20 protein-coding genes, 1 rRNA gene and 1 riboswitch are annotated in these 21364 nt (G+C 70.2%); of the genes, 15 read left to right on the forward strand and 6 right to left on the reverse strand.

Features of this window, described 5'->3' with window-relative positions; translation table 11 throughout:
* From rrf to ACZ4VK_RS05850, 11 genes are all read left to right on the forward strand, one after another.
* Nucleotides 1-92 (forward strand): 5S ribosomal RNA (rrf, locus tag ACZ4VK_RS05800); the annotation flags it as partial.
* A 148-nt stretch (nt 93-240) separates the two neighbouring features.
* The gene (locus ACZ4VK_RS05805) at nt 241-849 is read left to right on the forward strand and encodes a CDP-alcohol phosphatidyltransferase family protein (RefSeq protein WP_468348901.1); all 609 of its coding nucleotides are present in this window, start codon (nt 241-243) and stop codon (nt 847-849) included.
* Between the two features lie 112 nt (nt 850-961).
* Nucleotides 962-3454, forward strand: coding sequence for a sugar phosphate nucleotidyltransferase (locus ACZ4VK_RS05810; protein WP_468348903.1), 2493 nt, complete (start codon nt 962-964; stop codon nt 3452-3454).
* A gap of 105 nt (nt 3455-3559) precedes the next feature.
* A complete protein-coding gene (locus ACZ4VK_RS05815) occupies nt 3560-4489 on the forward strand; it encodes a DUF881 domain-containing protein (RefSeq protein WP_468348905.1) in 930 nt (309 codons plus the stop codon).
* Nucleotides 4486-4818 (forward strand): small basic family protein, encoded by a 333-nt coding sequence (locus ACZ4VK_RS05820; protein ID WP_015032176.1) that lies wholly within the window; start codon nt 4486-4488, stop codon nt 4816-4818. The genes ACZ4VK_RS05815 and ACZ4VK_RS05820 overlap by 4 nt, the downstream gene beginning before the upstream one ends.
* 5 nt (nt 4819-4823) lie before the next feature.
* The gene (locus ACZ4VK_RS05825; protein ID WP_468348907.1) at nt 4824-5792 is read left to right on the forward strand and encodes a DUF881 domain-containing protein; all 969 of its coding nucleotides are present in this window, start codon (nt 4824-4826) and stop codon (nt 5790-5792) included.
* An 81-nt stretch (nt 5793-5873) separates the two neighbouring features.
* Nucleotides 5874-6815, forward strand: coding sequence for an FHA domain-containing protein (locus ACZ4VK_RS05830; protein ID WP_468350762.1), 942 nt, complete (start codon nt 5874-5876; stop codon nt 6813-6815).
* Nucleotides 6816-6844: 29 nt separating this feature from the next.
* The gene (gene ftsR, locus ACZ4VK_RS05835; RefSeq protein WP_468348909.1) at nt 6845-7588 is read left to right on the forward strand and encodes a transcriptional regulator FtsR; all 744 of its coding nucleotides are present in this window, start codon (nt 6845-6847) and stop codon (nt 7586-7588) included.
* A gap of 65 nt (nt 7589-7653) precedes the next feature.
* Entirely contained in the window at nt 7654-8127 is a 474-nt protein-coding gene (locus ACZ4VK_RS05840) for a bifunctional nuclease family protein (RefSeq protein ID WP_015032172.1), read from the forward strand.
* Nucleotides 8128-8319: 192 nt separating this feature from the next.
* Nucleotides 8320-8964: a whiB transcriptional repressor BldO gene (gene bldO, locus ACZ4VK_RS05845; RefSeq protein ID WP_468348911.1), complete on the forward strand. Its 645-nt coding sequence runs from the start codon at nt 8320-8322 to the stop codon at nt 8962-8964.
* A gap of 82 nt (nt 8965-9046) precedes the next feature.
* On the forward strand, nt 9047-10414 hold the full coding sequence (locus ACZ4VK_RS05850) for a DNA polymerase IV (protein WP_468348913.1): 1368 nt from the start codon (nt 9047-9049) through the stop codon (nt 10412-10414).
* A gap of 126 nt (nt 10415-10540) precedes the next feature.
* Here the strand turns inward: ACZ4VK_RS05850 and ACZ4VK_RS05855 are convergent, their stop codons facing one another.
* Entirely contained in the window at nt 10541-10954 is a 414-nt protein-coding gene (locus ACZ4VK_RS05855) for a PRC-barrel domain-containing protein (RefSeq protein ID WP_389682842.1), read from the reverse strand.
* A gap of 63 nt (nt 10955-11017) precedes the next feature.
* A riboswitch (glycine riboswitch) is annotated at nt 11018-11117 on the forward strand.
* A 177-nt stretch (nt 11118-11294) separates the two neighbouring features.
* On the opposite strand from ACZ4VK_RS05855, the gene gcvP reads away from it, so the two are divergent.
* The gene (gene gcvP, locus ACZ4VK_RS05860; protein ID WP_468348915.1) at nt 11295-14180 is read left to right on the forward strand and encodes an aminomethyl-transferring glycine dehydrogenase; all 2886 of its coding nucleotides are present in this window, start codon (nt 11295-11297) and stop codon (nt 14178-14180) included.
* Between the two features lie 97 nt (nt 14181-14277).
* Here gcvP and ACZ4VK_RS05865 read toward each other — a convergent pair whose 3' ends face one another.
* Together ACZ4VK_RS05865 and ACZ4VK_RS05870 are read right to left on the reverse strand one after the other, a co-directional pair.
* On the reverse strand, nt 14278-14484 hold the full coding sequence (locus ACZ4VK_RS05865; RefSeq protein ID WP_468348917.1) for a DUF5999 family protein: 207 nt from the start codon (nt 14482-14484) through the stop codon (nt 14278-14280).
* A 333-nt stretch (nt 14485-14817) separates the two neighbouring features.
* Nucleotides 14818-15408 (reverse strand): hypothetical protein, encoded by a 591-nt coding sequence (locus ACZ4VK_RS05870; RefSeq protein WP_468348919.1) that lies wholly within the window; start codon nt 15406-15408, stop codon nt 14818-14820.
* 480 nt (nt 15409-15888) lie between these two features.
* On the opposite strand from ACZ4VK_RS05870, the gene ACZ4VK_RS05875 reads away from it, so the two are divergent.
* Together ACZ4VK_RS05875 and ACZ4VK_RS05880 are read left to right on the forward strand one after the other, a co-directional pair.
* Nucleotides 15889-17388, forward strand: a complete 1500-nt coding sequence (locus ACZ4VK_RS05875; RefSeq protein ID WP_468348921.1) for a glutamate-cysteine ligase family protein — start codon at nt 15889-15891, stop codon at nt 17386-17388.
* Nucleotides 17389-17597: 209 nt separating this feature from the next.
* Complete coding sequence (locus tag ACZ4VK_RS05880; RefSeq protein ID WP_468348923.1) at nt 17598-18380, forward strand: CPBP family intramembrane glutamic endopeptidase; 783 nt, start codon at nt 17598-17600, stop codon at nt 18378-18380.
* Nucleotides 18381-18483: 103 nt separating this feature from the next.
* Here ACZ4VK_RS05880 and ACZ4VK_RS05885 read toward each other — a convergent pair whose 3' ends face one another.
* Nucleotides 18484-19293, reverse strand: coding sequence for a PhzF family phenazine biosynthesis protein (locus ACZ4VK_RS05885; protein WP_468348925.1), 810 nt, complete (start codon nt 19291-19293; stop codon nt 18484-18486).
* Between the two features lie 380 nt (nt 19294-19673).
* Here ACZ4VK_RS05885 and ACZ4VK_RS05890 point away from each other — a divergent pair, with 380 nt between their 5' ends.
* Nucleotides 19674-20306: a PadR family transcriptional regulator gene (locus tag ACZ4VK_RS05890; RefSeq protein WP_468348927.1), complete on the forward strand. Its 633-nt coding sequence runs from the start codon at nt 19674-19676 to the stop codon at nt 20304-20306.
* Nucleotides 20307-20420: 114 nt separating this feature from the next.
* Here the strand turns inward: ACZ4VK_RS05890 and ACZ4VK_RS05895 are convergent, their stop codons facing one another.
* Both ACZ4VK_RS05895 and ACZ4VK_RS05900 read right to left on the reverse strand, forming a co-directional pair.
* Nucleotides 20421-20849 carry a type II toxin-antitoxin system Rv0910 family toxin gene (locus tag ACZ4VK_RS05895; protein WP_468348929.1) on the reverse strand — a complete coding sequence of 143 codons (429 nt, stop codon included), beginning with the start codon at nt 20847-20849 and terminating at the stop codon, nt 20421-20423.
* A 69-nt stretch (nt 20850-20918) separates the two neighbouring features.
* Nucleotides 20919-21143, reverse strand: coding sequence for a hypothetical protein (locus ACZ4VK_RS05900; protein ID WP_468348931.1), 225 nt, complete (start codon nt 21141-21143; stop codon nt 20919-20921).
* Nucleotides 21144-21364 lie beyond the last annotated feature (221 nt).

Consider the following 21364-nt stretch of genomic DNA (forward strand, 5'->3'; position numbering starts at 1 on the left):
CGCCCGGTTACATTCCGAACCCGGAAGCTAAGCCTTTCAGCGCCGATGGTACTGCAGGGGGGACCCTGTGGGAGAGTAGGACGCCGCCGAACAATTTTTAGCCTCAACCCCCGGACTCTGTCCGGGGGTTGAGGCATTTTTGCGTTCTGGGGCCGGAAGCGCCCCCTGTGCTCCGGGGTGTGGTGGCTGAGGGTAAGGTCAGGGGGCATCGTCCGTACGTTCCCAGCAGGAGGCCCCCGGGTGGAGGTCCAGGAGACCCGCGTTCAGACCGACCGGGTCCTCACCATCCCCAACATTCTCAGCATGGCTCGCCTCGTCGGCGTGCCGCTGTTTCTGTGGCTGATTCTCCGGCCGGAGTTCGGCGGGCCCAATAGTGACGTCTGGGCGCTTCTCGTCCTGATGCTCAGCGGCGTCAGCGACTATCTCGACGGCAAGCTGGCCCGGCGCTGGAATCAGATCAGCAGGCTCGGCCGGCTGCTCGATCCCGCCGCCGACCGGTTGTACATCCTGTCCACTCTCGTGGGACTCACCTGGCGCGAGATCCTGCCCTGGTGGCTGACCGCCGCCCTTCTGGCGCGCGAGGCCATGCTGCTCGTCATGGTGGGAATCCTCCGCCGGCACGGCTACCCGCCGCCGCAGGTGAACTTCCTCGGCAAAGCTGCGACTTTCAACTTGATGTACGCGTTCCCGTTGCTGCTTCTCAGTGACGGAACGGGCTGGCTATCGTCACTCGCTGAAGTTTTCGGATGGGCCTTCGCCGGATGGGGTACAACTCTGTATTGGTGGGCAGGGATCCTCTACGTGGTCCAGGTCCGCCGACTCGTGAAGGCGGATACCGAGGCCGATTGAGCCCGTCCGTCCTGTGCCGAGCAACGCCGCCGGCAACAACGAGGATGTCCGAGGGCTAGCGGACAGGCGAAGTCGGCAGGACCGTCGTCTCTTCAAGGAGGACGCTTCCGACATGAAGGCCGTCGTGATGGCCGGTGGCGAAGGAACCCGCCTTCGCCCCATGACCTCGAGCATGCCCAAGCCTCTACTGCCGGTGGTGAACCGGCCGATCATGGAGCACGTCCTACGACTGCTCAAGAGGCACGGTCTCAACGAGACCGTCGTGACCGTGCAGTTTCTCGCCTCACTCGTCAGGAACTACTTCGGCGACGGCGAGGAGCTCGGCATGGAGCTCACGTATGCCAACGAGGAGAAGCCACTCGGTACAGCGGGCAGTGTGAAGAACGCCGAGGAAGCGTTGAAGGACGACGCCTTCCTCGTCATTTCCGGGGACGCGCTCACCGATTTCGACCTCACTGATCTCATCGCCTTCCACAAGGAGAAGGGCGCCCTCGTCACGGTCTGTCTCACCCGGGTACCGAATCCTCTGGAATTCGGCATCACGATCGTCGACGAAGAGGGAAAGGTCGAGCGCTTCCTGGAGAAACCCACCTGGGGGCAGGTCTTCTCGGACACCGTGAACACGGGCATCTACGTGATGGAGCCCGAGGTCTTCGACTACGTCGAGGCGGATGTTCCGGTCGACTGGTCGGGTGATGTCTTCCCGCAGCTCATGAAGGAGGGCAAGCCGATCTACGGCTATGTCGCCGAGGGCTACTGGGAGGACGTCGGCACCCATGAGAGCTATGTGAAGGCACAGGCCGACGTCCTGGAGGGCAAGGTCCAGGTCGACGTCGACGGATTCGAGATCTCTCCGGGTGTCTGGGTCGCCGAAGGTGCCGAGGTGCATCCCGACGCGGTGCTGCGCGGGCCGCTCTACATCGGCGACTACGCCAAGGTCGAGGCCGGCGCCGAGATCCGTGAGCACACCGTCGTCGGGTCGAACGTGGTCGTCAAGAGCGGTGCCTTCCTGCACAAGGCCGTCGTGCACGACAACGTCTACATCGGTCAGCAGAGCAATCTGCGCGGCTGTGTGATCGGCAAGAACACCGACATCATGCGGGCGGCCCGGATCGAGGACGGCGCCGTCATCGGCGACGAGTGCATGGTCGGTGAGGAATCGATTGTGCAGGGCAACGTGCGGGTCTATCCGTTCAAGACGATCGAGGCCGGCGCCTTCGTCAACACCTCGGTCATCTGGGAGTCCCGCGGGCAGGCCCACCTCTTCGGTGCCCGAGGGGTCTCCGGCATCCTCAATGTCGAGATCACCCCCGAGCTGGCCGTCCGACTCGCGGGGGCGTACGCCACGACCCTCAAGAAGGGGGCGACCGTCACCACGGCGCGTGACCACTCCCGGGGTGCGCGAGCGCTCAAGCGGGCGGTGATCTCGGCGCTGCAGGCCAGTGCGATCGACGTACGGGACCTGGAGAACGTACCGCTGCCGGTGGCGCGGCAGCAGACCGCGCGGGGAAGCGCCGGCGGAATCATGGTGCGGACCTCGCCCGGGGTGCCCGACTCCGTGGACATCATGTTCTTCGACGAACGCGGAGCGGATCTCTCCCAGGGCGGGCAGCGGAAGCTGGACCGCGTCTTCGCCCGCCAGGAGTACCGGCGGGCCTTCCCCGGGGAGATCGGTGACCTCTCCTTCCCGGCGAGCGTCTTCGACTCGTACACCGGCTCGCTGCTGCGGAACGTCGATACCTCCGGGATCGCGGAAGCCGGTCTGAAGGTCGTCGTGGACGCCTCCAACGGGAGTGCCGGGCTCGTGCTGCCCAGCCTGCTGGGGCGGCTCCAGGTCGACTCGCTGACCATCAACCCCGGGCTCGACGAGTCCAGACCCACCGAGTCGGCCGAGAGCCGGCGGGCCGGGCTCGTGCGGCTCGGGGAGATCGTGGCCTCGGCACGAGCGGCGTTCGGCGTGCGGTTCGACCCCGTCGGCGAACGGCTCTCGCTCGTCGACGAGCGGGGGCGCATCATCGAGGACGACCGGGCGCTCCTGGTGATGCTGGATCTCGTGGCGGCCGAGCGGCGCTCGGGGCGGGTGGCGCTGCCGGTGACCACCACGCGGATCGCCGAGCAGGTCGCCGCCTACCACGGCACACAGGTGGAGTGGACGACGACTTCGCCCGACGACCTCACCCGGGTCGGACGCGAGGAGTCGACGATCTTCGGCGGCGACGGGCGCGGCGGGTTTATCGTGCCCGAGTTCAGTAGCGTCTTCGACGGTGCCGCCGCCTTCGTCCGGCTGATCGGTCTCGTCGCGCGGACGCAGCTCACCCTGAGCCAGATCGACGCGCGGATCCCGCGGGCGCACGTCCTCAAGAAGGACATCGCGACGCCGTGGGCCGTCAAGGGTCTGGTGATGCGGCGGGTGGTGGAGGCGGCGGGGAACCGCTCCGTGGACACCACCGACGGTGTGCGGGTCGTCGAGGCCGACGGCCGATGGGTGATGGTGTTGCCCGACCCGGCGGAGGCCGTCACCCATCTGTGGGCGGAGGGTCCCGACGACGCCTCGGCGCAGGCCCTGCTCGACGAGTGGGCCGCGGTGGTCGACAGCGCCGGGTAGCCGGCGGCACGGGTCGTACGGCGGGGAGGCGCCCCACGGGGTGCCTCCCCGCCTGTCGGAGGGGCCATTCGGCGGTAGGTCGTGCGACGTGCGACGATGTGCGGCATGTCGCAGCAGCCCCCCGTTCGGAGCACCGGATCACCGCCGCCGCGCCCGGACGCGTCCATGTCGCTGCTGAACAACGTGATCGACCACGCGCTCGACGACGGCTACGCCGAGGCGACCGCCCGGCGCGCGGCCGAGGGCGGCGGGCTGCCCCGTAGTCTGCGGGCCAAGCTCGGTGTCGCCGCGGGCCTGCTGCTCGCTGCCGCCGTGGTGACCGTGGGAGCGGCCGAGGCGCGGATCTCCGCGCCGGTCGTCGCCAAGGAACGGCAGGAACTGATCGACCGGATCGAGGCGGAGACGTCGACGGCCGACCAGCTGGAGCAGGACGTCGAGCGGATCCGTAGCGAGGTCGGCGAACGTCAGCGGCAGGCGCTGGAGCAGCACGGCGGCGACCAGGGCGAGCTCGTGGCACTGCTCTCGGGCGCGACGCCGGTGCACGGTCCCGGCGTGAAGCTCGTCGTCGACGACGCCAAGGGCACCGACACCGGAGGCGGCGGGCCGCGGGAGAGCAGCGGTTTCGCCGACACCGGCCGGGTGCGTGACCGGGACATGCAGCGCGTGATCAACGGTCTTTGGGAGTCGGGCGCCGAGGCGGTCGCCATCAACGGGCAGCGGCTGACATCGCTGTCCGCGATCCGGGCGGCCGGCGACGCCATACTGGTCGACAACAAGCCGCTGGTGCCGCCGTACACCGTCCTCGCGATCGGGGACGGGCAGAGGCTGAGCACCGCGTTCCAGGACAGCGCCGACGGGCAGTACCTGCACGCGCTGGTGGAGAACTTCGGGATCAGGAGCGGTATCTCGGCCGAGGGCGACGTACGCCTGCCGGCCGCGCCGAGCCTGACCGTACGTACCGCAGAGCCGAGGGGGGCCGGGGCCGCGACGCCTTCCGGTCGGGCCACGGCCGACACAGGGAAGGGCACATCGTGATCGCCGTACTGGGCCTGATCGTCGGAGTCGTGGTCGGACTGTTGGTCCGCCCCGAGGTTCCGGCGGTGGTCGAGCCCTATCTTCCGATCGCCGTGGTCGCCGCTCTCGACGCGGTCTTCGGCGGACTGCGGGCCATGCTCGACGGCATCTTCGTCGACAAGGTCTTCGTGGTCTCCTTCCTGTCCAACGTGGTGGTGGCCGCGCTGATCGTCTTCCTCGGTGACAAGCTCGGCGTCGGCGCGCAGCTGTCGACGGGTGTGGTCGTCGTGCTCGGTATCCGGATCTTCTCCAACGCGGCTGCCATCCGGCGCCACGTCTTCCGGGCGTGACGCCGATGAGCGAGAACCCGCAGAACCCCGAGAACCCGCAGAACCGCGAGAACCCCGAGCAGCCCGAGAAGCGCGAGGCCGAGAGGCCCGAGGCCGGGAAGTCCGAGATCCCCGGCGGCGCGAAGCCTGAGCCTGCGCGCTCCGAGCCTCTGCCGTCCGAGCAGCCGCGTGCGGATGTCGTGGCCTCCGAGGCCTCCGAGGCCTCCGAGGTGCCCGAGGCGGCCGTCGTGGCCGGCCCGTCGCCCGTCGCGGAGCCGAGTGGGCGGCGGAGGCTGGTCTCCGCCCTTTGGCCGCCCCGGGTGACCCGCGCTCAACTCGTCGTCGCGCTGCTGCTGTTCGTCCTCGGTCTCGGCCTGGCCATCCAGGTCTCCTCGACCAGTGACAACAGCGCGCTGCGCGGGGCGCGCCAGGAGGACCTGGTGCGCATCCTCGACGAGCTCGACGACCGTACCCAGCGCCTCGAGGACGAGAAGGCCCGCCTCGAGAAGCAGCGCACCGAGCTGGAGTCCAGCTCGGACCAGGCCGAGGAGGCGCGGAGGCAGACCCAGGAGAAGGAGCAGCAGCTCGGGATCCTGGCCGGTACGGTCGCCGCCGAGGGCCCGGGCATCACGCTCACCGTCGGCGACCCCACCGGGGCCGTCGAGTCGGACATGCTGCTCGACGCCATCCAGGAGCTGCGCGCCGCGGGCGCCGAGGCGATCCAGGTCAACGGTGTGCGGGTGGTCGCGGACAGTTATTTCACCGGTAGCGGTGAAGACATGCGGATCGATGGAACGAAGGTGGCCGCTCCGTACGTCTTCAAGGTCATCGGCAAGCCGGAGGATCTCGAGCCCGCGCTCAACATCCCCGGCGGTGTCGTCCAGACCCTGGAGAAGGAGCAGGCCACAGCCACGGTGGAGCGGTCGGCGAAGATCGTCGTCGACGCCTTGCGACCCGCGAAGCGGCCTGACTACGCTCAGTCGTCCTCGCAGTGAGAGGGGGACGAGGGGGGTCCCGCGACATGGGCACGACGTTGCGGGGGGTCGGCGCACCACAACGGTGGTGCGTGGTGGAAACTGTCCGGAGGATACGGACGTTGTGAAGGTGTCCGGGTCGGCAGGTGTGATGGATCTCGGTTCGTCCTGCCCCACGGGCGGGTCTGTTTCGGTCAAGGGGAATCGCCCGTGAAGTTGTTTGCGAAGTTGTTCGGCAAGAGCGCACGCGAGGACGGCGGCAACGCCAGGCATCGCGCGTCGCGCCATGCCCAGAGCGAGGAGCAGGGCGGCGAGCGCCCGCTGTTCCGCGACGAGGTCGGCGGCCAGGGCGGTGACATTCCGGGCGCGCCCGGCGCGTCGTCTGTTGACCCCGCCGGTGCTGCCCGCATAGGTTTCGGAGAACCATCAACCTCAAGTACGGGTGGAGGGTTTGCCTCCGATCCGTATGCGACACAGACCTCGGCGGGGCAGCCGCGGCAGGAGGATGCGTCCATGCCGGTGTGTACGAGGTGCGGTCACCGCAACGCGGCCGACAGTCGCTTCTGCTCCCACTGCGGTACGCCGCTGCGGGGCGGGGTCGCCGCCGAGCGTGCTTCGGAGACGACGTCCACGATCTCCATCTCGGGTCTTGAGGCCTACGAGTCGGAGGTCACCGGTCAGACCCAGCTGCCCTCCCTCTCTCCTGAGGCGCTGGCGGCCGTGGAGGCACTGCCTCTGGGTTCCGCGCTGCTCGTGGTGCGCCGTGGGCCGAACTCCGGCAGCCGGTTCCTGCTGGACGGCGAACTGACGACGGCCGGCCGTCACCCCCAGAGCGACATCTTCCTGGACGACTTCACGGTCTCCCGGCGCCATGTCGAGTTCCGGCGGGGTCAGGACGGCAGCTTCACCGTGTCCGATGTCGGCAGTCTGAACGGCACGTACGTCAACCGTGAACCGATCGAATCGGTCGTTCTGTCCAACGGCGACGAGGTGCAGATCGGCAAGTACCGGCTGGTCTTCTACTCGAGCCAGCGGGGCGTGTGACGCCTCGGAGAAGCCTTCAGGGAAGGTCCATGCTGCGAACACCGACGGGCGGCGCCGATGCCGGCGCCCCCACCGCGGGCGACAGGCTGGTCAGCATCGGCACGGTGCTGAGCCGGCTGCGCGACGAATTTCCCGAAGTGACCATCTCCAAGATCCGGTTCCTGGAGGCCGAGGGGCTCGTGGAGCCCCGGCGTACGGCCTCCGGGTACCGGAAGTTCAGCCCGCAGGACGTGGAGCGGCTCGCTCAGATCCTGCGGATGCAGCGGGACCACTACCTTCCGCTGAAGGTCATCCGTGAGCACCTCGACGCCCTCGCCAGGGGGGAGGAGATCAGGCTTCCGGCCCCCGGGCGCCGGCGTGACCTGGTCGAAGGGGCCTGGGAGCAGGACGCGGAGCCGCCCACCGCCGCGCGGATCGGGCGGGCGGAGCTGCTGGCCGCCGCCGAGGTCTCCGAGGCCGAGCTCGTCGAGTGGGAGTCGTACGGTCTGATCTCCGAGACGGAGAACGGCGGCTACGACCCCGAGACCGTGACCGTCGCGAGGCTTGTCGCGGATCTGGGGAGATTCGGTCTGGAACCCCGGCATCTGAGGGCCGTCAAGGCGGCCGCCGACCGGGAGGCCGGGTTGATCGAACAGGTCGTCGCGCCGCTGCGCCGGCACCGCAATCCGCAGACCAGAGCACATGCGGAGGCCACCGCCCAGGAGCTCGCCGCGCAGTCGGTGCGGCTGCACGCGGCCCTCGTACAGACGGCTCTGGGGATCCGTCTCCAGTGAGCTCGGCGGCGGCCTTGGGAGGGCCCGACTATCCAAACCGGTCGAGCACGTCCTAGGGTTGCTGTGTGAACGAGCTCGACGTTGTGGGTGTCCGGGTGGAAATGCCCTCCAACCAGCCGATCGTGCTCCTGCGTGAAGTGGGAGGCGATCGGTACCTCCCCATCTGGATCGGACCGGGTGAGGCGACCGCTATCGCCTTCGCCCAGCAGGGGATGGCCCCGCCGCGGCCGCTGACGCACGACCTGTTCAAGGACGTGCTGGAGGCCGTGGGGCAGGAACTCACCGAAGTCCGCATCACGGATCTGCGTGACGGGGTCTTCTACGCCGAGCTGGTCTTCGCCAGCGGCGTCGAGGTGAGTGCGCGGCCGTCGGACGCGATAGCACTGGCCCTGCGGACAGGGACGCCGATCTACGGCAGTGACGGTGTCCTGGACGACGCCGGTATCGCGATTCCGGACGAGCAGGAGGACGAGGTGGAGAAGTTCCGCGAGTTCCTCGACCAGATCTCACCGGAGGACTTCGGGACCAACAGTCAGTGACGCTGAGCGACGCGGCCGCGGGCCGTTCGCGGGGTGCCGTCAGGGCATTCGAGTAGCCTTTCCCCGGGGAGAGACACGGCAAACCACTCTCAGGGTGATTATCACTCGGCGTGCCGAGTGTGGCGATCGTTGACGCACCCCGGGTGACTGCCTACCTTCGTGTGGGCAGGTCAAGGACGGAGGGTCGGCGTGATGAGCAGCGCGGACGGTACGGCAGGGAGCTCGCTCGGACGCGCGTCCGGAGAGAGCGGTCCGTATCCGCTTCACGGCAGTGTGGGCGACTTCGGTACGGACGCCGGTGCGGGCACCGGACCGGGCGGTACGGGGCCGGGCGCGGCCGGCGAGGTGGTCGGCTATCGAGGCCCGACGGCTTGCGCGGCGGCCGGGATCACCTATCGCCAGCTGGACTATTGGGCGCGTACGGGGCTCGTGGAGCCGAGCGTACGTCCCGCGTACGGGTCGGGGACACAGCGGCTCTACAGCTTCCGCGACGTGGTCGTGTTGAAGATCGTCAAGCGTTTCCTCGACACCGGGGTGGCCCTCCAGAACATCCGGGCCGCCGTGCAGCACCTGCGCGCCCGGGGATTCCGGGACCTGGAGCGGATGACGCTCATGAGCGACGGGGCCACGGTGTACGAGTGCTCCTCGCCCGACGAGGTCGTCGATCTCCTCCAGGGCGGGCAGGGTGTCTTCGGCATCGCCGTGGGTGTGGTGTGGCGGGACGTCGAGTCGGCGCTCTCGCAGCTGCACGGGGAGCGGGTCGACACGGGCGAGACGCTCGTGGGACACAACCCGGGGGACGAGCTGGCGAGACGGCGGCGCGACAAGGCGGTCTGAGGTTCGTCCGCAGGCCCGGGCGACCCTCGCGGCGCGCGGTGGTGTGGCGGCGTTGTCAGTGGCGTAGGGCAGCATCGGAGGCGTGAGAGCCGCGCCGACGATCCTGCATCTCGACATGGATGCGTTCTTCGCCGCCGCCGAGCAGGCGGCGAAGCCCAGCCTGCGCGGAAAACCCGTGGTCGTCGGCGGTCTGGGGCCACGCGGGGTCGTCGCCACCGCCTCGTACGAGGCACGCAGGTTCGGAGTGCACTCGGCCATGCCCATGGGTCAGGCGCGACGGCTCGCGCCGAACGCGGCCTACCTCGTCCCCCGCTTCGCCTTCTACCGGTCGATCAGCGAGCAGGTCATGGAGCTGCTCGGACGGCTCTCCCCGCTGGTGGAGCCGCTCAGCCTCGACGAGGCCTTCGTCGACCTGGAGGCCGGGGGGATCGCCGACGACAGCGCGAGCGCCCGCTCCGCAGGGGAGCGGCTGCGGGGCGACATCCTCGCGACGACGGGCCTGACGGGGTCGGTGGGGCTCGCGGGCTCCAAGATGATCGCGAAGATCGCCTCCGAGGAGGCCAAGCCCGACGGGCTGGTGCTGATCGAACCCGGTACCGAGCGGGAACTCCTCGGGCCGCGTTCCGTACGGATCCTGCCGGGTGTCGGTCCGGCGACCGGGGAGCATCTGCGGCGGGCCGGCATGACCACGGTGTCCGACCTCGCGGAGGCGGGCGAGGACGAGCTCGTACGGCTCCTCGGGCGGGCGCACGGGACCTCCCTGTACCGGATGGCCCGGGGGTACGACGATCGGCCCGTGGTGGCCGAGCGGGACGCCAAGTCGGTGTCGGTCGAGGACACCTTCGACGTGGACCTCCACGACCGTGTGCGGATCAGGACCGAGGTGGAGCGGCTCGCGGAGCGGTGCGTGGGGCGGCTGCGGACCTCGGGGCACTCGGGGCGGACGATCGTGCTCAAGGTGCGGCGGTACGACTTCTCGACCCTGACCCGGTCCGAGACGCTCCGGGGGCCCACGGACGACCCCGGCGTGGTGCGGGAGGCGGCGGGGCGGCTGCTCGACGCGGTGGACACGACGGGAGGCGTGCGGCTGCTGGGCGTCGGGGTCAGTGGGCTCGCGGACTACACGCAGGAGGACCTGTTCGCGCAGGCGGAGGCGGAGAGCGCGGCCGGGGGTGAGGCGGATGCCGCCGAGGCCGCGGCCGAGGACTCCGGCGCGACCGAGCCCGACGCTCCGGTGACCGCGGAGCGGCACTGGGCGCCGGGACATGACGTACATCACGCCGTGTACGGGGCGGGGTGGGTCCAGGGCAGTGGGGTCGGGCGGGTCACGGTGCGGTTCGAGGTGCCGTGGTCGGAGCCGGGGCGCGTGCGGACCTTCGCGGTGGACGATCCGGAGCTGGCGCCGGGGGAGGCGTTGCCGTTGGTGCGGGGTGGTGCCGGGGACGGGTGACGGCGTGGGGGCCGGGACGGGGGCCCGGCCCGTGCAGGCCGTGGCGGGTCGGTGCGCGGATGCGGTCGTCCTTGCCGGGGGCCCGCGCCGCCGGCGGCCGGCGGAGGGGTGGGCGGCGCTGGGGGGCTACTGGCCTGCCAGGCGGCCGAAGTCCGTGTCCGGGGCGTCCGAGGGGGGTGGGGGGAGCGTCAGGCTGTAGTGGCGGTAGAGCTGGAGTTCCTGTTCGGGGGAGAGGTGGCGGCCCACGCCGAAGTCGGGGGCGTCCTTGATGAGGGCCCGCTCGTACGGGATGTGGAGTCCGTCGTCGAGGAGTTCGCTCGGGTCCAGGGGGACGAAGGCGTCCCGGCTGAAGAGGCCGGTGCGGACCGCCGCCCACTCCGGTATGCCGGTCGCGTCGTCCAGGTACACCTCGTCGACGGTTCCGATCTTGTGTCCATCACGGTCGAACGCCTTGCGGCCGATCAGGCTGCGCGGATCGATGTCGGTCTGCACGGTCCCTCCAACTGGTCGCAACTGCTCTACCCCTACGAAAGTGCACATCTGGGATGTCGGCCACTTGAGCGACAGGAGCCGTAACCGCGCTGGTAGGCTGGCTGTGGCTGTCGACCCCGTGCGGGAGAGTCCCCCGGAGAAATCTTCCGGAGGGCGCCGAAGGAGCAAATCCTCCCCGGAATCTCTCAGGCCCCTGTACCGCGCGGACGAGGTCACTCTGGAAAGCAGAGCGGTGTCCGACGGCATGCGCTCTCACCGACGGTGAAAGCCGGCGTGCCGCGAGGCGTGCCGGTGAAACTCTCAGGTTGAGATGACAGAGGGGGAGGCCGTCCGGGTACCCGCGCCGTGGTGCCCCTCGCAGGTCGTGACGACCAGGAGGCCTCCGCACATGACCGTCAACCGCATTCCGCTCTCCGAACTCGAACAGGGCATCCCGTTCGAGCAGCGGCACATCGGGCCCGACGCCGAGGCGCGCGCCAAGATGCTCGCCCAGGTCGGCTACGGCTCCCTCGACGAGCTCACGGCCGCCGCGGTGCCGGACGTCATCAAGAACACCGAGGCGCTGGGCCTGCCGGCCGCGCGCACGGAGGCCGAGGTCCTCGCCGAGCTGCGTACGCTCGCCGACCGCAACCAGGTCCTCGCGCCCATGATCGGTCTCGGCTACTACGGGACCTTCACCCCGCCGGTGATCCTGCGGAACGTGATGGAGAACCCGGCCTGGTACACCGCGTACACGCCGTACCAGCCGGAGATCTCGCAGGGGCGCCTCGAGGCCCTGCTGAACTTCCAGACGGTCGTCGCCGACCTGACCGGACTGCCCACCTCCGGTGCCTCCCTGCTCGACGAGGGCACGGCCGCCGCCGAGGCGATGTCGCTGTCCCGCCGTGTCGGCAAGGTCAAGAACGGTGTCTTCCTCGTCGACGCCGACGCCCTCCCGCAGACGATCGCCGTCATCGAGACCCGCGCCGAGCCGACCGGTGTCGAGGTCGTCGTCGCCGACCTGAGCGAGGGCATTCCCGCCGAGGTCGCCGAGCGCGGTGTCTTCGGCGTGCTCGTGCAGTACCCGGGTGCCTCCGGCGCCGTCCGCGACATCAAGCCGCTGATCGACGCCGCCCACGAGCTCGGCGCGATCGTCACCGTCGCCGCCGACCTGCTCGCGCTCACCCTGCTCACCTCGCCCGGCGAGCTGGGCGCGGACATCGCGGTGGGAACGACGCAGCGGTTCGGTGTGCCCATGGGCTTCGGCGGTCCCCACGCCGGCTACATGGCCGTCCAGGACAAGCACGCCCGCTCCCTGCCCGGTCGTCTGGTGGGTGTCTCCGTCGACGCCGACGGCAACCGCGCGTACCGCCTCGCCCTGCAGACCCGCGAGCAGCACATCCGCCGCGAGAAGGCCACCAGCAACATCTGTACCGCTCAGGTGCTGCTCGCCGTCATGGCCGGCATGTACGCCGTCTACCACGGCCCCGAGGGCCTCAAGGGCATCGCGCGCCGCACCCACCGGTACGCCGCGATCCTCGCAGCCGGTCTGACGGCCGGGGGCGTGGAGCTCACCCAGGGCGCCTTCTTCGACACCCTCACCGCGCGCGTGCCCGGCAGGGCCGACGAGGTCGTGGCCGCCGCACGCGAGGCCGGCGTCAACCTCTACCGCGTCGACGCCGACCACGTGTCCATGTCCTGCGACGAGACCACCACCCGCGAGCAGCTCGCCGCCGTGTGGGCCGCCTTCGGCGTCACGGCCGATGTCGAGGCGCTCGACGCCACGGCCGAGGACACGCTGCCCGAGGCTCTGCTGCGCTCCGACGCGTACATGACCCACCCGGTCTTCCACGCACACCGCTCCGAGACCTCGATGCTGCGCTACCTGCGCAAGCTCGCGGACCGTGACTACGCGCTCGACCGCGGCATGATCCCGCTCGGCTCCTGCACCATGAAGCTGAACGCGACGACCGAGATGGAGGCGGTGACCTGGCCCGAGTTCGGTCAGATCCACCCCTTCGCCCCGGTCGAGCAGGCGCAGGGCTACCTCACGCTCATCACCGAGCTCGAGGAGCGCCTCGCCGAGGTCACCGGCTACGACAAGGTGTCGATCCAGCCCAACGCCGGTTCGCAGGGCGAGCTGGCCGGCCTCCTCGCCGTCCGCGCCTACCACCGCGCCAACGGCGACGAGCAGCGCACGGTCTGCCTCATCCCGTCCTCCGCGCACGGCACCAACGCCGCCTCCGCGGTGATGGCCGGCATGAAGGTCGTCGTCGTCAAGACTGCCGACGACGGCGAGGTCGACGTCGAGGACCTGCGCGCCAAGATCGCGCAGTACCGCGACGAGCTGTCCGTCCTGATGATCACCTACCCGTCGACGCACGGCGTCTTCGAGGAGCACGTCGCCGACATCTGCGCCGAGGTGCACGAGGCCGGTGGCCAGGTGTACGTGGACGGCGCCAACCTCAACGCGCTCGTCGGCCTGGCCAAGCCGGGACACTTCGGCGGCGACGTCTCGCACCTGAACCTGCACAAGACCTTCTGCATCCCGCACGGCGGTGGCGGTCCGGGCGTCGGCCCCGTCGGCGTGCGCGCCCACCTCGCCCCCTACCTCCCGAACCACCCGCTCCAGCCCGCCGCGGGCCCGGAGACCGGTGTCGGTCCGATCTCGGCCGCCCCGTGGGGCTCCGCCGGCATCCTGCCGATCTCGTGGTCGTACGTGCGTCTGATGGGCGGCGAGGGCCTCAAGCGCGCCACCCAGGTCGCCGTCCTCGCGGCGAACTACATCGCCAAGCGCCTCGAGCCGCACTTCCCGGTGCTCTACACCGGCCCGGCCGGCCTTGTCGCCCACGAGTGCATCGTGGACCTGCGCCCGCTGTCGAAGGCGACGGGCGTCACGGTCGACGACATCGCGAAGCGCCTCATCGACTACGGCTTCCACGCGCCGACGATGTCGTTCCCGGTGGCCGGCACGCTGATGATCGAGCCGACCGAGTCCGAGGACCTGACCGAGCTGGACCGTTTCTGCGACACCATGATCGCGATCCGGACCGAGATCGAGAAGGTCGCCTCGGGCCAGTGGCCCGCCGATGACAACCCGCTGCACAACGCCCCGCACACGGCGGCGGCGCTGGGCGGCGAGTGGAACCACGCGTACACGCGGGACGAGGCGGTCTTCCCGGCCGGGGTCTCGGCCGCCGACAAGTACTGGCCGCCGGTCCGTCGTATCGACGGTGCCTTCGGTGACCGGAACCTGGTCTGCTCCTGCCCGCCGCTGGACGAGTACGACCACTGAGAGCACGTCGCATGACGTGAGGGCCGGTTCGGAGAGTCTCTCCGGGCCGGCCCTCGGTGTTTCCCGCGCGTCCCTCGTACGATGACGGCCGCCGTCCTCAGGCGGCGGTCGTCACCTGTCCCGTCGTCAGCGGCCGGTGCGGGTCGATGATCTGCCCGTCCGGCAGCAGTTCGCCGGTGTCCTCGAAGAGCAGGACGCCGTTGCACAGCAGGCTCCAGCCCTGCTCCGGGTGGTGTGCCGTCAGTCGGGCCGCCTCCCGGTCGGCGGAGTCGGCGGTGGGACAGGCAGGCTGGTGCTGGCACATGGGTGGGTTCTTTCGCTGCGTCGTGGTGGATGTCCTGCGGCTGTTCGCGCTCATCGCCGCCCCCGTCCGGTCGGTTCGGTTCCGGTCCCAGTCTTGCCCCATGGACGCGCTTCCGCAGGGATTTCGCGGCAGCTCGTCCTTTCCTGGGAAGACGCATCACCCGCAGGGGCGGTTCAGGTCAACTGCACCGTCCCTTCGGATGGTTCGGGGTGGTCCCAGCGGGCTAGTCCGTCCGGGAGGGGTGTTCGGGCGGAGTGTTCGTACGGGCCCGTCGGACAGCAGTGCGCCCCGTGACCCGGACGGGTCACGGGGCGGCGGTGCGCGTGCGGTGGATCAGGCGGGCGCCGGCGAGCCCATGAGGGGCGGCGGCGCGAGACGCGTACTGAGCACGGGCAGGAGGTCGGTGATCTGGTAGGCGCGGTGGGCCGCGATCCCCGGCGGCGCGGGGGCGAGCGGCACCAACAGGTCGGCCGCGGCCAAGGCGGCGGTGGCGCCGTCCGCCTCCGGGTCGGCGTGCAGCCAGAGGGTCTGCATGTACAGCTCCGGTACGGACAGCAGTCGCGGCTGGTACGGGACGGGCAGCGCCTCGGCCTGGAGGAGCGCGCGCTCGGTGGCGGTGACGTACGGGCCCTCGAAGAAGTGCGAGAAGGACCAGCCGTCGGGGGTGAGCATGGTGTCCGCGGCGGCGATCGCCCGGCCCCCGCTCCTGATCAGGAAACGCCAGCCGGCGAGCCGGATCCGGGGCGCCTGCCCCGGTGCTCCGGCGACGCCCAGGACGTGTACGGGCAGGGGGAGTTCGGGGCTCAGTGGTCCCTGCGCGGCCCGCAGCGCGGGGGTTCGCGCCTCGTGGACGGCAGTCGGTGAGCCGAGGGCCGCGAGGACGCTGCGGAGGGCCGGCGCAGGGGCCGGGGAGGGTCGGAGCATGGTGGGTCGCCTCTCACTCAGGAGACACGGTGACGCGTGGGCAGGTACGACGGCGCTGTCGGCGGCGGGGCCAGAGGAGGGCCAATCGGGCCATGGCCGGGCGCCAACACTCTGCCTCGTCCGCGGAGTTTATACGACACGTGTTCACGGAGTGTTTCCGCTAGACGTCGCCGATATTCCTGACAAGGCGTCATCAGGCCGTAAAACCTGGGCCGCAGAAGCGGAATCATCTGGTGGCGCCGCCCTCACCTGCGTATTCCTCGGGGAGTTGGACGGCTGAATGTCGACCCCGAGTTCCAAGACAATAGGACATTGGTATATGTCGATTGTCCGTGCCTTCGGGATGTGCTGTTGGGGTGCTGCATCCAGCCTATCCTCCGACGCCCCTCTTCCGCAGGCGTTGTGGATCAGCGGGGTGGGCATCATCGTCCGTGACACGCGGCCGCCGTGGCGGCTGCCCGCTCGGGGAGGGACGCTTCGATGGGGGAGAAGGTCGTGGCCGACGGGTTCGGCCCGTCCGACCGGCAGCAGTACCGGAGAAAGCTCCAGCAGTGTCTCGCGGGACTGGCGAGGCTCCTGGCGGAGAAGCGGTTCGACCGGCCCCGCAATCTCATGGGCGTGGAGATCGAACTCAATCTCGCCGGTGCCGACGGGCTGCCCCGCATGCTCAACGGGCCGGTTCTCGAAAAGATCGCCAGCCCTGATTTCCAGACGGAACTCGGAATGTTCAATCTCGAAGTGAACATCGCGCCCCACCAGCTCGACGGGCGCGTATTCGACCGGCTCGCCGAGGAGATCGGAACCGGGATCGGATATGCCGACCGCATGGCCGCCGAACTCGACGCCGGTGTCGTCATGATCGGAATACTTCCCACGCTCACGCAGGACGACCTGGTCTTCGAGAACCTGTCGGCCGCCGACCGCTACACGCTCCTCAACGACCAGATACTCGCCGCCCGCGGCGAGGACTTCACGCTCGACATCCACGGCGTGGAACGACTCCTCGCCACCTCGGAGTCGATCGTGCCCGAGGCGGCCTGCACCTCCGTCCAGCTGCACCTCCAGGTGACGCCGGCCCGGTTCGCGGCCGTGTGGAACGCGTCTCAGGCGGTGGCGGGCGTCCAGATCGCGCTCGGCGCCAACGCGCCCTTCGTGTTCGGCCGTGAGCTGTGGCGCGAGTCCAGGCCGCCGCTCTTCCTTCAGGCCACCGACACCCGCCCGCCCGAGCTGCAGTCCCAGGGCGTCCGGCCGCGCACCTGGTTCGGGGAGCGGTGGGTGGACTCGGTGTACGACCTCTTCGAGGAGAACCTCCGCTACTTCCCGGCCCTGCTGCCGATCTGCGACGAGGAGGACCCGCTGCTCGTCCTCGACGAGGGCGGGGTGCCGCGCCTCCACGAGCTCGTCCTGCACAACGGCACGGTCTACCGCTGGAACCGGCCCGTGTACGGCTGGGTCGACGGCGTCCCGCACCTGCGCGTCGAGAACCGGGTGCTGCCGGCCGGGCCCACCGTCACCGACGTCATCGCCAACGCGGCCTTCTACTACGGGCTCGTACGCTCGCTCGCCGACGACCCCCGGCCGGTCTGGAAGCGCATGACCTTCGAGGACGCCGAGGCCAACTTCGCCACGGCCTGCCGCCACGGCATCGAGGCGGAGCTGCGCTGGCCCCGCTCGGGTCGCGCGGGCGGCATCGCGACCGTTCCGGCGGTACGGCTCGTCCTCGACGAGCTGCTGCCGCTCGCCGCCGCCGGGCTCGACGCCTGGCACATCGAGCCCGCCGACCGGGACTTCTACCTCGGGGTGATCGAGCAGCGCTGTCTGCGGCGGGTGAACGGCGCCTCCTGGCAGGCCGACACCTTCCACCGGGCCCTGGAATCGGGCCTCGACCGCGAGGCGGCGCTGGCGGCGACGACCCGCCGCTACCGGACGCTGATGCACGCGGGCGAGCCGGTACACACGTGGCCGGTGGGCTTCGACTGAGCGCCCGCCGTTCCTGCTGGTGGGCATCGACTGAGCGCCCGTCGGCCTGCTGGTGGGCTTCGACTGAGCGCTCTCCACGTCGGTGGCTCGGCCTTTGGGCCAGGGGGCGTGGGCGGGGCGGCGGCTGATCATGACAAAGTGGTCGGGCCGCCGCGGCGGCGTCCGTCGGCGACCGGGAAGTGGGGACAGGTGTGGTGTCGGAGCAACGAGTGAGTGACGCTTCCCTGCCGTCCGGCGGTCCGCCCCGCCGGGTACTGCGCTCCGAGACGCTCATCGTGCTCGCGCTCTCCCTCGGGGCCAGCGCGGTGTCGTCCCTCATCAGCTTCGTCGGCTCGCTGACCAAGCCCGGGGCGCTGAAGGAGCAGGCGGCGACGCTCAACGGCTCGTACGCGCCGGGGCGGCCGTGGCTCGACCTGTCCTGGCAGCTCTTCGGCATCGCCACCGCCCTCGTGCCGGTACTCCTCGTCGCCCATCTGCTGCTGCGCGAGGGATCGGGGCTGCGGGCCATCGGCTTCGACCGGACCCGGCAGTGGTTCGACCTCGGGCGCGGCGCGCTGGTCGCGGCGGGGATCGGGAGCGCGGGACTCGCCTTCTATCTCGCGGCGCGGGCGAGCGGGTTCAACCTCACGGTGGTTCCCGAGTCGCTGCCCGACGTGTGGTGGAAGTACCCGGTGCTGATCCTCTCGGCGATCCAGAACTCCGTCCTCGAGGAGGTCATCGTCGTGGGCTATCTGCTGCGCAGGCTCGATCAGCTGGGGTGGTCCCCGATGGCCGCGCTGGGGGCGAGTTCGGTGCTGCGCGGCTCGTACCACCTCTACCAGGGCATCGGCGGCTTCCTCGGCAATGTGGTGATGGGCGTCGTCTTCGCCCTGTTGTACCGGCGCTGGGGCCGGGTCGGTCCGCTGGTCGTGGCGCACGCGCTGCTCGACATCGTGGCCTTCGTCGGATACGGGCTGCTCGCGGGCAAGGTGGGGTGGCTGCCCACGGTGTGACGTGTGCGGGGGAGGGGCGTACGGAGATCTCCGTACGCCCCTCTTGTGTGTGCGCTCTGGGCGTGGCCGCGCGGTTCTGTGCTTCTCCGCGTGCCGGTGTGGGTCAGGCGTGCAGGTCGCCCTCGATGACCGTGACCGCGTGGCCGTTCAGCAGGGTGCGCTCGCCGCGCAGGCGGGTGCGGACGATGCCCGTACGGGCGCCGCCCTGGAAGCCGACGAGGTCGTCGCGGCCGAAGCGGGCCGACCAGTACGGGGCGAGCGCGGTGTGGGCGCTGCCGGTCACCGGGTCCTCGTCGATGCCGACGGCGGGGAAGAAGCCGCGGGAGACGAAGTCGTAGGCGTGCTCCGGGAGTTCGGCCGCGGCGGTCGCGATGACACCGCGCGACGAGAGGCCCTTGAGGGCGGCGAAGTCCGGCGCGAGCCCCCGCACGGTGGGTTCGTCGCGCAGCTCGACGACGAGGTCGCCGACGTGGTCGGCCGTGTCGTGGACGGCGAGGACCTCGGCGCCCAGTGCCTTCTCCAGGCCGTCCGGTACGGGGACGGGCGTGAGGGAGGAGGTCGGGAAGTCCATCGTGATCGTGCCGTCGGACTCGGCCGTGGCGCCGAGGACGCCGCAGCGGGCCGCGAAGCGGACGGCGCCGGTCGCCGCGCCCGTGGAGTGCAGGACGTGGGCCGTGGCCAGTGTGGCGTGGCCGCACATGTCGACCTCGGTGGTGGGAGTGAACCAGCGGAGGGCCCAGTCGGCCTCACCGCCGGCGGGCAGAGGGTGGGCGAAGGCCGTCTCGGAGAGGTTGACCTCCGCGGCGACCTGCTGCAGCCAGGCGTCGTCCGGGAAGGAGTCGAGGAGCAGGACTCCTGCGGGGTTGCCGGAGAAGGGCCGGTCGGTGAAGGCGTCGACGATTCTGATGCGCATGCCGGCGACCGTACCGGGAGCTGATTTCCGGGGGCCAAGGCCAATCGTGGAGAACTGGACCTGGTGGAGGGGGCCGTACTGAGGCGGATGCGGAGGCCACGACGAACGGGACGGACGGTGACGAGGAGGCGGTCGGCTTGCACGTCGGCCTCTGCATGTCGGCCTCGGCATGTCGGTGCCAGCAGGAGGTCTCGGCACGTCGGTGCCGGTCGGCTGAGAGAGGCGGGTCTCGGCCTGAGTGCGATGGGGAGCCTGTCCGCGACCACGTCGACCGCGCCCGGAGTCGTTCGGTCGGATTGCTTGCTCGGTGAACAGTTCCGATATATCGTTGAGGCATCGCGACAGTTCAGCGATGGGATCTCGATGGAAGGAGCGTTGCGATGCGTTCACATGGACACGAGTGCGGAAACGGACACGGAGCCGAGCGCGGAGGCTTCGGCCCCGGGCCTCGTGGTGACTTCGAGGGACGGCGTGCCGCGTTCGGCCCCTTCGGGCCGGGCTTCGGCGGTGGACCCTTCCGGGGCGGGCCCTTCGGCGGCGGTCGCGGTCACGGTGGCGGTGGCGGCCGGGGGAGGGCGCGGCGCGGCGACGTGCGGGCCTCGATCCTGGCGCTCCTCAAGGACCGCCCGATGCACGGCTACGAGATGATCCGGGAGATCGGCGAGCGCAGCGACGGGGCGTGGAAGCCCAGTCCCGGCTCGGTGTACCCGACCCTCCAGATGCTGGAGGACGAGGGGCTGATCACCAGCGAGAGCGAGGGCGGCAAGAAGCTGTTCACGCTCACCGACACCGGGCGCGCCGAGGCCGAGGCCGGTCCCGAGGCTCCGTGGGAGGAGGCCGGGCGCGGGGTCGACTGGGAGGCCCTGAACGAGGTCCGACAGGCCGGATTCGGTCTGATGGAGGCGTTCGGGCAGGTCTGGAAGACCGGTACCCCCGAGCAGCGGCAGAAGGCGGTCGGCGTGATCAACGAGGCGCGCAAGAAGCTGTACCTGATCCTGGCCGACGAGGACTGACCGGTGCCCGTGCGGACCGGATGGGACGAAGGGCCCCGTGGCGCGTGCCACGGGGCCCTTCGGTGTGTGCGCGACGGCGTTCGTGTGCTGCCGGGCGCGGAACCGCTGCTCTCGTCAGGTGACCAGTTCCGAGAGCTTCCGCAGTGACTCGGTCAGGGCCGCCGTCGCCGAGTCCTTGAGCTTGCCCGCCATCAGGGAGACCGCCGCTCCCGTGAACTCGCCGTCGATCCGTACGCTCGTCGCGTCGCCGTCCGCCGCCAGCGAGTAGCGCGTGGTGACGAGGACGCCCATCGGTCCCTTGCCCTTGATGGCGAAGGCGCGCTCCGGCTCCAGCTCCTCGACAGTCCAGAGCACCTCGGCGGGGAAGCCCATCAGCTTCATGTTCTCCGTGAAGGTGGCGCCCGCCTCCAAGGCCGTCGGGCCGCCGTCGGGGAAGCCGGTGTGGGTGGCGTTCCACTCGCCGTACGAGGAGAAGTCCATGAGCCGCGCCCAGACCTTCTCGCTCGGTGCCTCGATCCGTGCCTCCGCGGTGACTTCGGCCATGAGGCCACCCCTTCATGCGTGCCCGCTGGGTTTCGGTGTCGCGGAACGTAGCGGGACGGGCGTGAACATTCAATACTGATGAACCGTCAGTTCTGCGGCGGCCGGCCCCGCGCTGTCGCCGATCCACCAGATCTCGGCCGCGTCGAAGCTGTCGGAGGCGCGGGGCCCCCCGTCCTCCTCGTGGCAGTGGAACGCAGCCCAGAACAGATCGGCCGGCAGCGCCTCCCGGGGCGCGTACACCCGGTAGACGTACTGCCGCCCGTCGAGCGCGAGCAGGGCCACCATCCAGAACACAACCGGAAGACGTACGGGGAAGGGCCTGTGGTTGCATCGGGGGCGCAGAGCAAGGCGGCGCGCGCTCCGTGGGTGCAACGCGCGCGATCTCATCCGTAAGGAGGAGGAACCGCGCGCGCGTGCCCAACTCCGGTGGGATGCGGACATGCTTCTCCCTGGCGATGTTCCGGCGGCGCGAGCCTGATGAGGTGGGAGGGTGCACCGTCCCGTCCCGCTTCCCC

The organism is Streptomyces sp. NPDC028711 (genome assembly GCF_055565415.1).

Excerpts from the sequence above, each read along its gene's own strand:
- bldO (WP_468348911.1), top strand. The coding sequence starts at position 8,320 with ATGAGCAGCGCGGACGGTACGGCAGGGAGCTCGCTCGGACGCGCGTCC.
- ACZ4VK_RS05895 (WP_468348929.1), bottom strand. The coding sequence starts at position 20,849 with ATGGCCGAAGTCACCGCGGAGGCACGGATCGAGGCACCGAGCGAGAAG.
- ACZ4VK_RS05870 (WP_468348919.1), bottom strand. The coding sequence starts at position 15,408 with ATGCTCCGACCCTCCCCGGCCCCTGCGCCGGCCCTCCGCAGCGTCCTC.
- ACZ4VK_RS05855 (WP_389682842.1), bottom strand. The coding sequence starts at position 10,954 with ATGTGCACTTTCGTAGGGGTAGAGCAGTTGCGACCAGTTGGAGGGACC.
- gcvP (WP_468348915.1), top strand. The coding sequence starts at position 11,295 with ATGACCGTCAACCGCATTCCGCTCTCCGAACTCGAACAGGGCATCCCG.
- ACZ4VK_RS05865 (WP_468348917.1), bottom strand. The coding sequence starts at position 14,484 with ATGTGCCAGCACCAGCCTGCCTGTCCCACCGCCGACTCCGCCGACCGG.
- ACZ4VK_RS05885 (WP_468348925.1), bottom strand. The coding sequence starts at position 19,293 with ATGCGCATCAGAATCGTCGACGCCTTCACCGACCGGCCCTTCTCCGGC.
- ftsR (WP_468348909.1), top strand. The coding sequence starts at position 6,845 with ATGCTGCGAACACCGACGGGCGGCGCCGATGCCGGCGCCCCCACCGCG.
- ACZ4VK_RS05890 (WP_468348927.1), top strand. The coding sequence starts at position 19,674 with ATGCGTTCACATGGACACGAGTGCGGAAACGGACACGGAGCCGAGCGC.
- ACZ4VK_RS05825 (WP_468348907.1), top strand. The coding sequence starts at position 4,824 with ATGAGCGAGAACCCGCAGAACCCCGAGAACCCGCAGAACCGCGAGAAC.
- ACZ4VK_RS05815 (WP_468348905.1), top strand. The coding sequence starts at position 3,560 with ATGTCGCAGCAGCCCCCCGTTCGGAGCACCGGATCACCGCCGCCGCGC.
- ACZ4VK_RS05875 (WP_468348921.1), top strand. The coding sequence starts at position 15,889 with ATGGGGGAGAAGGTCGTGGCCGACGGGTTCGGCCCGTCCGACCGGCAG.
- ACZ4VK_RS05810 (WP_468348903.1), top strand. The coding sequence starts at position 962 with ATGAAGGCCGTCGTGATGGCCGGTGGCGAAGGAACCCGCCTTCGCCCC.